Origin of the sequence: Methylophilus glucosoxydans, from assembly GCF_042676145.1 — a bacterium.
GTDB classification, from domain to species: domain Bacteria; phylum Pseudomonadota; class Gammaproteobacteria; order Burkholderiales; family Methylophilaceae; genus Methylophilus; species Methylophilus glucosoxydans.
This window is the reverse complement of the sequence record NZ_JBHTJW010000002.1, coordinates 734,043-748,548: the sequence shown is the minus strand read 5'-3', so window position 1 is coordinate 748,548 and position 14,506 is coordinate 734,043. Positions and strand designations below refer to the sequence as shown.

Here is a 14,506-nt window from a genome sequence, read left to right as displayed (position 1 = left end):
ACTATTCTGTGATCGGTTGGACGGGGGTCTCTTCAAGGTCACGTTGCGCACGCATCTGGTCTATATGATCCATGATGGCATAGGTCAAGGCCTGGCAACCAACACCGCTAATGGCGGAGATAGGAAATACCGGTCCATCCCAGCCATAGGCTTTAATAAAGTCAGCCACTTTTTGCGCACTGTCTTCCAGCATATCAATCTTATTCAGCACCAGCCAGCGGGGTTTGTCGTAAAGTTCTTGATCGTATTTTTTCAGCTCGTTGACGATGGCCTTGGCTTCTTGCACCGGATCGACACTCTCATCAAACGGCGCAATGTCAACCAAATGCAACAGCAAGGAGGTGCGTTGCAAATGACGCAGGAACTGATGTCCCAGTCCAGCCCCCTCCGCCGCGCCCTCAATCAGGCCAGGCACATCGGCAATCACAAAGCTGCGATTGCTATCGACCCGCACCACGCCGAGGTTAGGGTGCAATGTGGTAAAAGGATAATCGGCGACCTTGGGCTTGGCGGCAGACACCGAGCGGATAAACGTCGACTTACCGGCATTAGGCATCCCCAGCAAGCCCACATCGGCCAATACTTTCAGTTCGAAATATAACTCAAAAGCTTCACCAGGCTCACCCTTGGTACATTGACGTGGAGAACGGTTGGTACTGGTTTTAAAATGGATATTCCCCAGACCGCCGTTGCCACCTTTGGCAATCAGGACCTTCTGGCCATCAGTATTCAAATCCACCATCATTTGGCCGGTCGCCTTATCGCTGATGGTCGTGCCGACAGGCACACGCAGTATCATGTCGTCGCCCCCCTTGCCATAGCAATCCGAACCGCTGCCGTTTTCGCCACGCTCGGCTTTGAAGGTCCGTGTGTAACGGTAATCGACCAGGGTATTAATATTGCGGTCTGCAATGACAAAGATGGAACCACCACGGCCACCGTCGCCGCCATTAGGGCCGCCCATAGGCTCGTATTTCTCACGGCGGAACGTGGCAACACCGTTGCCGCCGTCACCGGCGTAGACTTTGATGGTCGCTTCGTCAATAAACTTCATGATTCAATTTGCCTTTAAGCGCATTACTGCGTAACTCGGTGCTCAAAACCTGTGTGTATTGCAAGCTTGGGCCTACCGTGCGCCTTGCACTGCATCTTAAAATTTCTCACTGCGCGCGGACAATCCAGCGCACAACCATACAAGGCTACAATCTGATAACTATAAAGTAAAAAGCCCCGTCAAGCGACAGGGCTTTTTTCATAAAAGTGCGATTAGACCGCTTCGATGCTCACGGTATGACGCTTCAATGCGCCTTTTACAGCAAATTTAACTTTGCCTTCTACCAGTGCATACAGGGTGTGATCTTTGCCCATGCCAACGTTTTCACCAGCGTGCATTTTAGTCCCGCGCTGACGCACGATGATGCTACCCGCGTTGACAACTGTTTCACCGAAGGCTTTAACGCCCAGGCGTTTGGCTTGTGAGTCGCGACCGTTACGTGAACTACCGCCTGCTTTTTTGTGTGCCATGTTTGATTCCTTATTCTAGCAATCTGCTCTACTCAAGCAGAACGTGCTTATTTTGCTGAAATAGTGTCGATTTGAATTTCTGTGTAGCTCTGACGATGACCTTGCGTCTTGCGGTAGTGCTTACGACGACGCATTTTGAAGATCATCACTTTGTCACCACGGCCATGTGAAACCACTGTGGCATTCACTTTTGCACCAGCTACCAACGGTGCACCAATCGTAGTTGTCTCGCCGTCTGCAATCAACAACACTTTGTCGATCACTACTGTGGAGCCAACGTCGCCAGTCAATTTCTCAACTTTTACTTTGTCACCAGCGGCTACTTTGTACTGTTTGCCACCTGTTTTAATCACTGCGTACATAATAATGCCTTAAACATCGCCTTTTAAAGAACCCGCAATTATACGCAATTTATTCGGGAATGCAAATATATTTATGCATCATTTCAATCGCGTGCAGGAACGGTGGATGGCAGCCAGCGCTGGCACCAAAGCGGCTAGTTTACCCTAGATCGCCAGTGACGAATACTGCCACGTGTGTAATAGCGGTAGACTGCAAACACGCACATGAGCAACTCCTCTTCCAGCACGGGATCTATCTGCTTGCCCATTTGCATGTCCGCCACCCGATACACCGGTTGCATTTCCAGATTATTCAGCGAGCTCAAAGGCTGAAATCGCACATTGAGCAGAACCCGGCTGTGTTGTATTAATTGCACGGTAAACATATCTTGCACGGCAAGCTGTAACGACCGACCATCTCGCAATGTGACACCGTACAGCTTTTTGTTGTGCTGAGTCATTTGCTCAACCCCCGTATTAATTTCCCCTGTGTCAGTCATTGGTCCTGCCGCCTGCTGAAAAGGTCAAGCTTAACGCCTACGCTGGTTGCATCACAGAGGCAGTTTGCTTTAAATTGACCATATCAGATAACCTCCCTGTCAGGACCATGGCTTGAAAAAATACGAAATGATTGCCGAAGAGATCGCCAGTGCAATTCAGCAAGGCTTGCTCAAGCGGGGAGACAAACTGCCTTCTATCCGGCACATCCAGGCCAGCAAACAGGTGAATGCTTCGACCGTGTTTCAGGCATATTATCTGCTGGAGGCCCGCGGCCTGATTGTGACGCGCCCGCGCTCTGGTTACTATGTGGCGGGGCCGTTACGCAGCGAGCGCCTGCTGCCACAAGCAGCTCACAATGCCAGCCACCCGACCAAACTGCAAGTCAGCGATCTGGTGTTCACGTTGCTGGAGCGTATCAAAGACCCGCAACAAATCCCGTTTGGCTCGGCGTTCCCAAGCCCGTCCCTGTTCCCGCTTGCCAGACTGGCCGACCATATGGCCAGCACGGTGCGGCGCATGCAGCCCCAACTGACCGTCAGTGATATCGGCCAGGGCGATGTCGAGCTGCGGCGGCAGATCGCCTTACGCTACCAGCTGGACGGCAAGCCGACGGATCCGCATGAGATCGTGGTGACCAATGGCGCCATGGAAGCACTGAACTTATGCCTGGCCGCGGTCACGCAACCGGGCGATAGCGTGATCATCGAATCGCCCAGTTTTTATGCCGCGTTGCAAGCCATCGAGCGCATGGGGCTGAAAGCCATCGAGGTGCCTAGTGACCCTGAGCTGGGCATAGACCTGGTGGCACTTGAGCAAGCAATCCTTCAGCATCACCCCAAAGCGTGCTGGCTCATGACCAATTTTCAGAACCCGACCGGCAGCCTGATGCCGGAGCCGAAAAAACAGGCGCTGGTGGCCCTGATTACCCGTCACCGGTTACCGCTGATTGAGGATGACGTCTACCGCGAATTGTATTTTGGCAAACAGCGGCCTTTACCGGCCAAGACTTGGGACAACGACGGCTGGGTCATGCATTGCAGTTCATTTTCAAAATCGCTCGCGCCCGGATACCGCGTCGGCTGGGTTTCCGCCGGGCGCTTCAGCGAAACCATCACGCGCCTCAAACTCTCCACGACCCTGGCGACCTCGATTCCGGCACAGCTGGCCCTGGCCAGCTATCTGGCGAAAGGCGGTTACGACAAACACTTGCGCCAACTGCGTCACCAGCTCATGTTGCAACAGTTGCAGTTCACCCAAGCCATCCATCAATCCTTTCCTGCTGAGGTGCGCTACACCCTGCCGCAAGGCGGCTATTTCTTATGGCTGCAACTGCCCGGCCATCAGGATAGCCTCGGGTTGTTTCAGCAAGCCATCCAGCACAATATCAGCCTCGCCCCTGGACACTTGTTTTCCTCGCAACAGCAATATGCCGGATATGTGCGCCTGAACTATGGCCACCCACTCAATGCAGAGCACAGGCAGGCGATAGAGACTCTGGGGCAGTGGATGCAATAGCCAACGAACAACCCAGCCCATCTGATATGGTTTTTTATTTAAAAACTGAATCTGTTTAAAATAACCTCCAGCCTCTACACTGCACACGTCTTCATCAAGATTGAGTGCCTGTATGACCGTCTCTCGTAGCAAACCCGTGATCCCGATTGTGGCTGCCCCTGCCAGCGAACAAACGATTTCGCTGTATCAGAAAACCAGCAAAGTCTACCCGCGCAGTGTCAGCGGCTATTTTAAAAACTGGCGCTGGTTCATGATCTGGGCCACACAACTGGTGTTTTACGGTTTGCCCTGGCTGCAATATGGCGGCCGCCAGGCGTTCTTGCTCGATATTGATACGCATCGCTTTTATCTGTTTGGCCTGGTGATCTTTCCACAGGACCTGTTTTATCTGGCCATGCTACTGATCATTTGTGCGGTCGGATTATTTTTGTTTACAGCGGTGGCAGGCCGGCTCTGGTGTGGCTTTTCTTGCCCGCAGTCGGTGTATACCGAAATTTTCTTATGGATGGAACGCCGCATAGAAGGCGACCGCCTGGCCAGGCAAAAGCTGGATGCCCAACCCTGGGGGCTACGCAAAACTGGCCTCAAATTAAGTAAACACTCGGTCTGGCTCGGCTTTTCACTGATCACCGGCTTGAGTTTTGTCGGCTACTTTACGCCCATCCGCGAGCTTGTCACTGACCTCACGCAATGGCAGTTGGGTGGCTGGTCCTGCTTCTGGCTTGGCTTTTACAGCCTGGCGACCTATGGCAATGCTGGCTTCTTGCGCGAACAGGTATGCAAACATATGTGCCCCTATGCGCGCTTTCAGAGTGCGATGTTTGATAACCACACTCTGATCGTCGCCTATGACAGTGCGCGTGGCGAACCGCGCGGTCACCGCGCCAAGGGTCAGGACTACCAATCACAAGGACTGGGCGCTTGCATCGATTGCAGCATCTGCGTACAGGTGTGCCCGGTAGGCATTGATATCCGCAATGGACTGCAATATGAATGCATTAGTTGCGGCCTGTGTATTGATGCCTGCAATGACGTGATGGACAAAATGCACTATCCGCGTGACCTGATTCGTTTTTCTGCGGCCGGCGCCACAGACCAGCACGCGCTCAGTTCCCATTTATTGCGTCCACGCGTACTGATTTACAGCAGTTTATTTGTCTTGATGATCGCCTGGCTGGGATACGGCTTGCTACACAAACCGGATTTCAAGGTCGATATCATGCGTGACCGCAACATCCTATACCGAGAAACCAGCCAGGGCATCGAAAACGCTTACCAGCTGCACCTGACCAATGCCACCGAGCACCGCGAAAGCTATCAATTACGTGCAATTGGTCTGGATGGCTTGCAGATCGAAAGTGAGCAAACACTGACTGCGCAACCGACGGAGGAAGTCCTGGTGCCGATGAGCCTGCTGGCCCCTGCCGGCAACCAACGTGGCAGCCAACGCATCCAGATAGAGGTGACTGCCTTATCCAGCGGCGAAAAAGTCAGCACGGATAGCACCTTCTACCAGCCCTGACCTGACAGCACCCCTTGCCCGCGTACCATGGCTGACCTACCCTCTTTAGTCAGCCAAATCGAGTACGCGGGTCTTTTTATGCGCCAGCATTTTCAGTAGCAGTTTGTAACTATCCAGATCAAACTTGAGCGCTGTGGTTTGCGCACGCAAGGCATTTAAACTTTCATCGTCTTCTGCCACGCCCAGATAGACCCAGTGCTCAAACACATGAATCTGACGCAGATCATGCTCCAGGTCATATTCCTCAATGCCAATCTTGCCACGATAGGGCCAGACTTTCAGCTTGTGTGCCATCAGCGCCTGTTGTACGCGCAGAGCATGCATTTCTGGCGACTCCTGTCCACAGCATACGCCTTTGCAGCGCCTGAGCTGAAAGGCAAAACAAGGCCCGCTGCGGCCGGGTTCCAGCCCCAGGGCCTTGACACATAAATGACTGAGTTCAGCAATCTTGCGCAAGGTTTCTACAGCCTGGCGCTTGCTTCTAAAAGTGCCAAACAAATGGGACATCTGGCTAGGATCAATCTCATCCTCATGCACCAGCCTGACTAAAGGTTGCGCGGCCGGATCAATCTGCCAGCTGCATAAAGAGCGTTCTCGGCGAAGCTGACGGTTATAAATGGGCTGCCGCTCCTTGACCAGCCGCGACTCCAGCAACAAGGCACTGAACTCACCGGCGGTCGCGATCCATTCAAAACGCTTCATCTCCTGCGTCATGCGCATCTCCTTGGTGGAGGCATGATCGCTGCTAAAATGCGACAGCACGCGTGCGCGCAGATTGACACTTTTACCGATATACAGGGGCAAGTCATTCTCGCCATAAAACAGGTAGACACCCGGCGCCTCAGGCAACTCGCCCACCAGGCTGGCATCAATATGCGGTGGCAGGGTTGGGGCTGACATGAGTTTAAGCGCGGCAGCTTTCACTGCCTCTTCGCCAAGCTCTCGACGCGCATCGTTGAGCATGACCAGTATCGCCTCCACATCGCCCATGGCGCGGTGTCTGGCCAGGCCAGTGATCTGGTGGCGTGCCACAATCGCATCTATGCCATGACTATAATGTTGCGGATAAAGCAATCGTGACAGCTTGACCGTACACAATACTTTTTGCCGCAAGGTGATGCCTATGCGCTTGAATTCGGTCTTTAAAAACCCATGATCAAAGCGTACATTGTGTGCCGCCAACACCGTGCCCTCGAGAAAAGCAAGCAAGGTGTCTGCGACCTCGGCAAACGTTGGCGCCTCTGCCACCATGCCGTCATTGATGCCTGTCAGCGATTGAATAAACGGCGGGATAGGCTGTTGCGGATTGACCAGTGTTTGCCAGCGTGCCGTTTCGACGCCGTGGTCAAAACGCACCAGCGCAATTTCGGTAATCCGGTCTTTGAGTGGTGTGGCCCCGGTGGTTTCGAGGTCAAGAAAAGTGACAGAGGGCAACATCAGGCAGGCAAGCAATCACAAATGCAACATAAGAAATTTCATGGCCTTTATTTTAGCCCAGAAAGAGTGTTTTAGCGGCCTTCAATTGAGACGCATTGCAAGGCTGCTGTAAGCTCACTACGATAAGATTTAACGATTATTATGTAACATTAGTTACATACTCCTACACGACAACTATGGACACCCTCGATAAATGGTGCTGTAATTGTCTTTATACATATTAATGACAATATAATTTTAACTATGCCAAATTTATACTTAGAAAATCAATTATGTTTTTCGTTGTATTCCGCTACTCATGCTTTATTGCGGTCTTATAAGCCTGACCTTGATAAGTTAAATCTGACTTATCCGCAATATCTGGTTCTGGTCGCCTTGTGGCAATACAAACAGCTCTCAATTAAAGAAATTGCAGAGAAGTTATTACTGGAGCCTGCTACGATTACGCCTGTGGTCAAACGACTGGAAGTCAAAAAACTGACCAAGCGTACCCGCCAGAAAGATGATGAGCGCGTAGTAATTGTCAGCCTAACTGAAGAAGGTCAAGCCTTGCGTAGCAAACTGTCAACCGTGCAAAAGCGCGTGGCCTGCGATACCGGCCTGTCTAATGATGACTTTGATGGGCTCAACAAAACATTGAGCAATTTGACTAAAAACGTTTCTGCCAAAATCCCTGGCTAAGCACACACGGGACTCTCGCCCAAACAAAAAAGCTGTGATGACATTCATCACAGCTTTTTTATTGCCGCCAGGAATAACCGCCTAGTCAGGCATATTGAGCTGGCGCATAAAGGCGCGAAATGATCCTTGAGACGCTTGTAACGCCTGTAGTTTGCTGAGTGACTCAGAGAGCGCATCACTCATCACCGCCAGCGCGTCTTCATCAAGCCGCAAACTCATGGCACCTATTTCCAGTTCAACCGTACGGTGGGTTTCACAATAGTGCACGCGAAACCCGCTTTGGCCGGACAATAATATTCTTTTACACATCATGTTTTCTTTCTACCATTCGTCGATCAGGGTTCATCCATCAGCACCAAAAGCGCGCGCTTAGCTGGTCGCCAGTGCCGGGCTGGCCTGCTCATGTTCATTGACTAGCAGGGTCCAGTGCACGCACATGCGGCGCGACACGTGACAAATGAGGTCGGAATCCGCGTATTCTGGCGCAGCCAATGTTTCAGCTAGCCGCAACGCCTGCTTGGCCAAGTCATAGGTGGGTTTTTTGATATATAACGTCGCCACATATAGCAGCGAGGCCATCACAGACTCGGCATCGGGCAAGCTGGGGTCATAACGCATGGCAGGCATAGTCATGGTTTGCATAGTGTGTTCTCCTCTCTAAACCGTCATCGCAATCTCGGTCTGCATCACAATCCGTGCCGCCGCCTTGCGCAACATTTCATTAATCACAATAAAGCTGTCTGCTTCAAACTTGAGCGTAGTCCCGCCCACTTCGAGCTCCACCATGTCTGATGACTGGTGATAAAGTACTTTGCATGCGGTGTTGCCGGCCAGCATGGTTTTACCCACAACAGTTTGACGTTTCATCACAAGCCTCCTTTAGCTGATTGAAATTAAATGATAATGATTATCATTTATAAAGTCAACCAAAATGACAGCAGGCGTGATAGCGGTGGTAAATAAGGGCCAGAGATCGTGCGATTAGCGATTAGTGATGGTGCGGGTAGGCCAGCAAGAATGCGGTGGCATCCTCGACTTGCATGGGTTTGCTTAACAGGTAGCCTTGCATTTCATCACAGCCTTGCGCCTGCAAAAAGGCTTGTTGTTCAGGCGTTTCCACCCCTTCGGCAATGGTTTTCAGGCCCAGGCTGCGCGCCAGTTGAATGATGGCAATGACAATGGCCTTGTCTTCATCATCGGTGGTGAGGTCGCGCACAAAAGACTGATCGACCTTGAGCTTATAGACCTTGAATTTTTTGAGATAACTTAAAGACGAATAGCCAGTCCCGAAGTCGTCAATCGACAGCCGTACGCCTAGCGCGTTGAGCGCATCCATCATGGTCACCGCCCCCATGGGGTTCTCTAGGGCTACACCTTCGGTCAGTTCAAGCTCTAGGCAATCTGGTGCCACGTCATAGCGCTCAAGCGTGCTTTTCACCAGCGCAGGTAATTTGGGATCACGGAACTGAATACTGGAGAGATTGACCGAGACCGTCATCTTGTCTAATCCCAGCTGCTGCCAACGCTGAATTTGCTGCGTCGCCTGTTCCAGTACCCAGCTACCAATGGCAATAATCAGCCCGTTAGACTCCGCCAGTGGAATAAACTCTGCAGGCGAGATAAAGCCCAACTGTGGATGCTGCCATCGCAACAACGCCTCCACGCCAACCAACTGCCCATTCTCCAGTGCAATTTGTGGCTGGTAATACACTGCCAATTGCCCCAGGGCAATGGCGTGACGCAGGCCATTCACCAATTGCAAATTGCGCGCCGTTTGCAATTGCATATGATTGCTAAAGAAACGGAAACTGTTACGACTCTCCTGCTTGGCGCGATACATGGCGACATCCGCATTGCGTTGCAGGCTTTCCATATCCAACCCGTCATCAGGATAAATCGCCACGCCAATTGAGGCCGTGATCGTTAACTCATACTGGTCAATAATCACAGGCAGCTCAACCACCTTGAGCAGGCGCTCGACCATGTCCTTGGCCATCGCCTGATCGGCCTCAGTCAGCAGAAAGACAAACTCGTCACCGCCCAGGCGGCAAATCGTATCTTGCGGGCGCACCATGGCCTGAAAGCGCTTGGTGAGTGCCACCAGCAGATTATCGCCATAGCGATGGCCCAGACTATCATTCACGTCCTTAAAGTGGTCCAGGTCGAGAAACATCAACGCAAACTGCCCATCCTGATCCCAGGCTTTTTCGATTTCAGCCATCACGCGCTCGGTGAGCAGGTTGCGATTCGGCAGCCCGGTCAAGGCGTCATAATTAGCCAGAAATCGAATGCGTTCCTCAGCCTGTTTTCGCGTGGTAATGTCGCGGATAAACGCGCTGTAATAACGATCGTCGTCGCGCTCGATTTCAACAATCGTCAGCTCGATCGGAAACTCCTGACCATCGCGCCGGATCGCCGTGATCTCAATCAACTTACCCAGCAGCGTAGATTGGCCGGTTTGCTGCAAGCGCAGCATGCCCTGATGATGCGCCTCCCTGTAAGCGGAAGGGACAATGACCTCGCCCAGATCGCGTCCCATGACATCAGCTCGCGCATAGCCAAACAGTTGGCTGGCCGCCCGATTCCACTCTACAATCCGCCCGGCCTGATCAATATTCACAATCGCATCCAGCGCGTTTTCAAGCACAAGCTGCGCGCGCTGCTCACTGATCTGCAAATCCCGCCTAAAAGCCGTGCGCTGCGCCTCTACCGCAAAGCGGTCCAGCGCAAAATCAATATTGGCCGCCATGTCCTTGAGTAAATGCTGGATATTTTCATGAAACGCCTGCGGCTGCTGGGCATACAATGCCAGGCAACCTATCACCCGGCCTTCTGTATGCAACGGTAAAAAAGCGGCTGAATGCCAATTGAACTCCTTGGCTTTGTCATGCCAGGGCGCGGTGACCGGATGCGTTTGGAAATGCTGCACCCAGTAAGGATGGTCTGACACAATCGCCAACCCACAAGGTCCTCTGCCACTGACCTGTGAAGGATCTGCCGTAATGGTCAGCTGATCGAGATACTCAAGCCCTGAACCATAAGCACTCGCCACCCGAACCTGCTTGGTATCATGATCCAGCTCACCGACCCAGACCAGATTCGCGTGGCCCAGATGTACAATAATGCGACAAATCTGGTCGAACAGCGCCTGTTGATTCTGGCTTTGAATAATTAACTGATTACACTGACTTAAAGCCATGTAGAGCTGATTCAGCTGCCTATGCTGCGCGCTGGCTTCAGCCTGCTGTGCCTCCACACGTCGCTTGAAGAGCACTTGCTGGCGCCAGGCCAACCAGCCGCCCACACTCCACACCACTAGGCCGATCACCAGAAGCAAACTGACAGAACCCGCCTCGGCAGAAAAATCATCGCCCGTCGCCAAATATAGGCAACACAATAGAACACACAAGCCTATCAGCCATATCATTCTGATAAGCGCGCCCTGCCCTGCGAATATGTTTTTTTGTGCAGTCATGGATGTCCAGCTTAAGCCCCCGCACATTAATTTAAGGGAAGTGACTAAAATCAATTCGCCAATTACACAGATAAACATCCGACAAATTGATTGATACAGATGAATCAGTGATACAGACCGGCCAGACATCAACACGACCAGACAAGTTTAAGACAGGGGTATGGCGCGAAATACAAACATCACCAGACCAACAATTACCCCAGCAAAGATGCTAATACAAGCGTTTAAAAATAACCAGCCCATCCCCTGCATGCAACACATGTCACCACTAGACCTCAAGCGCGGGAATCATCCCCAAACCGCATTAAACCAGATATATTTATAATCATAAAAACAACTCGGGGGCACACAATGGACTTTAAAGTATTCTCGGCATTCTATTTAGTACCACTCATTATCTCCGCCATCGGCTCGCTGATTGAATTCAGAAACTGCGAATTCAACACTCCCAGGCACGCCCTGGGCAAAGCCTTCTTCCTCACCTTCAGAAGTATGGTGCCCGTCCTCAATATCTTCTCCGCCATCCTCTACTTAATGACCTGCGGCGCCTACACCTGGAAAAAGTGCACCCTGAGCAAAAAACAGTGAGCCAAAAACAAAAAGACCCAAGGCACACACCCTGGGTCTTTTATCTCTCGTGGCGACCATCCGCCCACACGCTTATCTGGACATCACTGACTGAATCAAGTGTTTATTTTCTGACGGCACATCCAGAAACTCCAAATTGGTCCTGAATCCCCGCATCCCGCACAAGGATGAAAAAACCACTCGACAGTTAAACCTGTATTTGCGCAAGCCAGACTCAGCCGCCACCGGAATCTCCACATCACACACCTGCCCCGGCTTGTAATACTTATCCGCAAACAGGCTCATGCCGCTCATGGAAATATCGTGGGTAACTGCAGTATAAGCGCGTCCAGTACTATCAATTAACTGAGACTTTTTGCGCCACAAACGACGGTTTACGTCAGATGAATTGTTGTACAAACTACTGAGAGACATAATGCGAAAAACGTCAAAAACATTTACTTAATTGACCAATATTTTATTAAGGATTTTTGATCTGAGCAAGAGAAGTCACTCAAATCAAATCCTATTCATTTGGCTTTGAAATTACATCAAAAAACCCCCTTGAGACGCTGCTTACTTATTACATTAACTCGCCAAGTTTTTATTCCACTCCTCTAACCAACGCAAAGTCTCAACCTCATCCATTGGATCGGCAAAATAATGTCCTTGACCAATTTTACAACCTAGCTCTCGCAAACCAATCGCTGCAATATCACTTTCTATGCCTTCTGCAATAGTCACTACAACCGAACAAGACCCAGTTCTAATTTCACCATCTACGCTATCTGAGTCTCTCGTTGTGAGTGGCTCACTCAATTTTCAAGCCTCTTATTAGAGCCAGCCACTCCCCCTGGACAAATACCACCCCCCCCGCCAAGCCAGCATAACGGCCAACGATTGCCGCCGGGATTACCGTCGTATCAGTCAGCCCCTGATTGTCAGGCTATGGCTCAAGACGTGAGACTATGGGCAGGGTTTGGGGCTGCGAGTAGGTGAGTTTTGTTAAGAAGTTGAGATGAGACTCAAGCCCTAATGGCCAAGTGCCTTAAGAAGGAACTGAAAATCTGCGCGCTGATACTCTCGGTAGCTGGGATCAGAAGCGTCATTAGGTCGCCAATGAACGATTTGTTCGCTCACATAGCCGCAACTGAGATATTCTGCGTCCTGTCCTCCGCCCAACCCACGAAGATACATACCAATTACCCCTCCGCCAAACACAATATCTTTGGTAGAAGCGATAACTGCACGATCCGAAATACGCTCGACTTTATGTGTTATATGGAAAATTGGTCGCCAAGACTTCTTTTCTATGGTGGTAACCAAAGAATACTTACTTAGAATTATTTTTGAATTTTCGGAACTACTGACAAAACGACGGGTGACATTATTCGATCCTTGCCAACCATCAGGTTCCTCATAATAACGAATGCCATGCGCCATGAGATCGCTCAACGGGACATTAATAAACTTTTGTAGCGACAGGGTACTCAATCTATCGCCTGCCAACAAAAATCCCTCTTGAGGCCCCACCCACTGAGGGATGTAAGCTTGCATTGGCGGTGTACAAGAGTGACGAAATTCTACTACTGACAATCCGACCCAAGCGATAGGCAACGCAATTAGTACTGCAGCAGTTCCAAAGCCTAGAGCTGTGCTATGAGTCCGTTTTCTGACGATAATTCCCGCATTTCGTGCAAAGAAAAAAATTGCCACAGGAAGAGATAACAAAAACGCAAAGTACAGGAGCAAAGAGATAAGAGAAAACATACTTTATTTTGAGGGCCAAAGCCCTATCCTCTATTATTCATTATTAGTTTACCTCACCACAAAACAAAAAAGACCCAAGGCGTTATCCTCAAGCCTCTCATAATGACCTGCCCACCTAACAATCGAATCTGAATATCAACGGTAAGCCGCTCCCGCTTGGACAAATCCCAACTCCCACGCCAAGCCAACTTAACGGCCAACGATTACCACCGGGATCACCGTCGTATCAGCCAGCCCCTGATTGCATGGCTATGGCTCGAGACGTGCGACTATGCGCAAGGTTTGAGGTTGCAAGTGGGTAAGTTTCGGGGTGTAAACTGAAAGTGCGACTCGACGACCTGACCAGTCCGATACTGCCCACTTAGCCGACCCAGATGAGATTAAACTCTTTTTCTTCTCTCGTTATTTTGTAGACAATGGTATTGTTATTTTCTTTACCAACTGCCAGAAGCATACTATCTGCTATATGAATATTCATTCGAAATATGTACATTTGATTGTGCTCAATATTATGGTTGTTATGCTTCCAAGCTGCGCAATTAAAGCGCGACCATACACACCAACAGATACCGGTGATGTGTCTTACCTTCGAATCGTCAGTCCACCTGGATATGAATTACCAGAAACTACTTATGTTTATACATATAAAAGCCCGGACTCTTGTAAAGGACGCTACTATCTACAGGGGTTTAAGTGGATTGATAAATCTTCTTTTAGCTATATAAAAATCAATAGCGGTGAAGTATTTGCTCTTTCGTTGCAGCCTTTTTGGCTTGGAACTAATTATGGCAGTCGTGGCTGTCATGTTGGGGTGTCTTTTACACCTCAGAGAAACCGATATTACACAGCAATATTGAAAGCAAAGCGGGAAGATGATTATTGTTATGTAGCTATAAGATCTTCTGAGTATCCTAATAGTGAGCTAATCGATGTTCCCACAGAAAGAAAAGAAATGGGCGGCTCCCCAATGGATGAAGACAGCAGCTTTTGTAAGTGAAGTATACATACGTCAGTAATAATCCAGCACTAATGACCCGCCCCCAGTTTACCTCTCCCTGCAAAAAAGACCCAAGGCGTTAACGTTGAGTCTCCAATATAACCAGTACTGACCACTTTACAATCGAAGCTGAGTATCAACGCTAGTCACTTCCGTCAGTACAAATCCGACTTTCC

17 protein-coding genes are annotated in these 14,506 nt (G+C 50.4%); 5 read left to right on the top strand and 12 right to left on the bottom strand.

The window, feature by feature from the left end; translation table 11 throughout:
- Position 1: 1 nt before the first annotated feature.
- From cgtA to ACFQ1T_RS06140, 4 genes are all read right to left on the bottom strand, one after another.
- Positions 2 to 1,054 (bottom strand): Obg family GTPase CgtA, encoded by a 1,053-nt coding sequence (cgtA, locus tag ACFQ1T_RS06155; RefSeq protein WP_379074857.1) that lies wholly within the window; start codon positions 1,052 to 1,054, stop codon positions 2 to 4.
- Between the two features lie 212 nt (positions 1,055 to 1,266).
- Complete coding sequence (rpmA, locus tag ACFQ1T_RS06150; protein WP_049637894.1) at positions 1,267 to 1,524, bottom strand: 50S ribosomal protein L27; 258 nt, start codon at positions 1,522 to 1,524, stop codon at positions 1,267 to 1,269.
- Between the two features lie 47 nt (positions 1,525 to 1,571).
- Positions 1,572 to 1,886, bottom strand: a complete 315-nt coding sequence (rplU, locus tag ACFQ1T_RS06145) for a 50S ribosomal protein L21 (RefSeq protein ID WP_018986099.1) — start codon at positions 1,884 to 1,886, stop codon at positions 1,572 to 1,574.
- Between the two features lie 134 nt (positions 1,887 to 2,020).
- Complete coding sequence (locus ACFQ1T_RS06140) at positions 2,021 to 2,365, bottom strand: hypothetical protein (protein WP_379074853.1); 345 nt, start codon at positions 2,363 to 2,365, stop codon at positions 2,021 to 2,023.
- Between the two features lie 112 nt (positions 2,366 to 2,477).
- Between ACFQ1T_RS06140 and ACFQ1T_RS06135 the strand changes: the two genes are divergently transcribed.
- Positions 2,478 to 3,881, top strand: a complete 1,404-nt coding sequence (locus ACFQ1T_RS06135; protein ID WP_275356204.1) for an aminotransferase-like domain-containing protein — start codon at positions 2,478 to 2,480, stop codon at positions 3,879 to 3,881.
- Between the two features lie 112 nt (positions 3,882 to 3,993).
- Positions 3,994 to 5,403 carry a cytochrome c oxidase accessory protein CcoG gene (gene ccoG / locus ACFQ1T_RS06130; protein WP_379074849.1) on the top strand — a complete coding sequence of 470 codons (1,410 nt, stop codon included), beginning with the start codon at positions 3,994 to 3,996 and terminating at the stop codon, positions 5,401 to 5,403.
- A gap of 45 nt (positions 5,404 to 5,448) precedes the next feature.
- Here ccoG and ACFQ1T_RS06125 read toward each other — a convergent pair whose 3' ends face one another.
- Entirely contained in the window at positions 5,449 to 6,840 is a 1,392-nt protein-coding gene (locus ACFQ1T_RS06125) for a 3'-5' exonuclease family protein (RefSeq protein ID WP_338655201.1), read from the bottom strand.
- Positions 6,841 to 7,146: 306 nt separating this feature from the next.
- On the opposite strand from ACFQ1T_RS06125, the gene ACFQ1T_RS06120 reads away from it, so the two are divergent.
- Positions 7,147 to 7,521: a MarR family winged helix-turn-helix transcriptional regulator gene (locus ACFQ1T_RS06120; RefSeq protein WP_228518828.1), complete on the top strand. Its 375-nt coding sequence runs from the start codon at positions 7,147 to 7,149 to the stop codon at positions 7,519 to 7,521.
- A gap of 81 nt (positions 7,522 to 7,602) precedes the next feature.
- On the opposite strand, the gene ACFQ1T_RS06115 is transcribed toward ACFQ1T_RS06120, so the two are convergent.
- The 4 genes from ACFQ1T_RS06115 to ACFQ1T_RS06100 form a co-directional block, all read right to left on the bottom strand.
- The gene (locus ACFQ1T_RS06115; RefSeq protein WP_194748600.1) at positions 7,603 to 7,830 is read right to left on the bottom strand and encodes a hypothetical protein; all 228 of its coding nucleotides are present in this window, start codon (positions 7,828 to 7,830) and stop codon (positions 7,603 to 7,605) included.
- A 60-nt stretch (positions 7,831 to 7,890) separates the two neighbouring features.
- Positions 7,891 to 8,163, bottom strand: coding sequence for a hypothetical protein (locus ACFQ1T_RS06110; protein ID WP_275356208.1), 273 nt, complete (start codon positions 8,161 to 8,163; stop codon positions 7,891 to 7,893).
- 15 nt (positions 8,164 to 8,178) lie between these two features.
- Positions 8,179 to 8,388, bottom strand: a complete 210-nt coding sequence (locus ACFQ1T_RS06105; protein ID WP_194748602.1) for a hypothetical protein — start codon at positions 8,386 to 8,388, stop codon at positions 8,179 to 8,181.
- Between the two features lie 121 nt (positions 8,389 to 8,509).
- Positions 8,510 to 10,948, bottom strand: coding sequence for an EAL domain-containing protein (locus ACFQ1T_RS06100; protein ID WP_379074843.1), 2,439 nt, complete (start codon positions 10,946 to 10,948; stop codon positions 8,510 to 8,512).
- A gap of 399 nt (positions 10,949 to 11,347) precedes the next feature.
- On the opposite strand from ACFQ1T_RS06100, the gene ACFQ1T_RS06095 reads away from it, so the two are divergent.
- The gene (locus ACFQ1T_RS06095) at positions 11,348 to 11,584 is read left to right on the top strand and encodes a hypothetical protein (protein WP_313987427.1); all 237 of its coding nucleotides are present in this window, start codon (positions 11,348 to 11,350) and stop codon (positions 11,582 to 11,584) included.
- 72 nt (positions 11,585 to 11,656) lie between these two features.
- Here the strand turns inward: ACFQ1T_RS06095 and ACFQ1T_RS06090 are convergent, their stop codons facing one another.
- The 3 genes from ACFQ1T_RS06090 to ACFQ1T_RS06080 all read right to left on the bottom strand — a co-directional run bounded on the left by ACFQ1T_RS06090 (position 11,657) and on the right by ACFQ1T_RS06080 (position 13,333).
- Positions 11,657 to 11,998 carry a PilZ domain-containing protein gene (locus tag ACFQ1T_RS06090; RefSeq protein WP_379074840.1) on the bottom strand — a complete coding sequence of 114 codons (342 nt, stop codon included), beginning with the start codon at positions 11,996 to 11,998 and terminating at the stop codon, positions 11,657 to 11,659.
- Between the two features lie 153 nt (positions 11,999 to 12,151).
- Complete coding sequence (locus tag ACFQ1T_RS06085) at positions 12,152 to 12,382, bottom strand: hypothetical protein (RefSeq protein ID WP_379074837.1); 231 nt, start codon at positions 12,380 to 12,382, stop codon at positions 12,152 to 12,154.
- A gap of 213 nt (positions 12,383 to 12,595) precedes the next feature.
- The gene (locus ACFQ1T_RS06080) at positions 12,596 to 13,333 is read right to left on the bottom strand and encodes a hypothetical protein (RefSeq protein WP_379074834.1); all 738 of its coding nucleotides are present in this window, start codon (positions 13,331 to 13,333) and stop codon (positions 12,596 to 12,598) included.
- 466 nt (positions 13,334 to 13,799) lie between these two features.
- Here ACFQ1T_RS06080 and ACFQ1T_RS06075 point away from each other — a divergent pair, with 466 nt between their 5' ends.
- On the top strand, positions 13,800 to 14,330 hold the full coding sequence (locus ACFQ1T_RS06075; protein ID WP_379074831.1) for a hypothetical protein: 531 nt from the start codon (positions 13,800 to 13,802) through the stop codon (positions 14,328 to 14,330).
- Positions 14,331 to 14,506 lie beyond the last annotated feature (176 nt).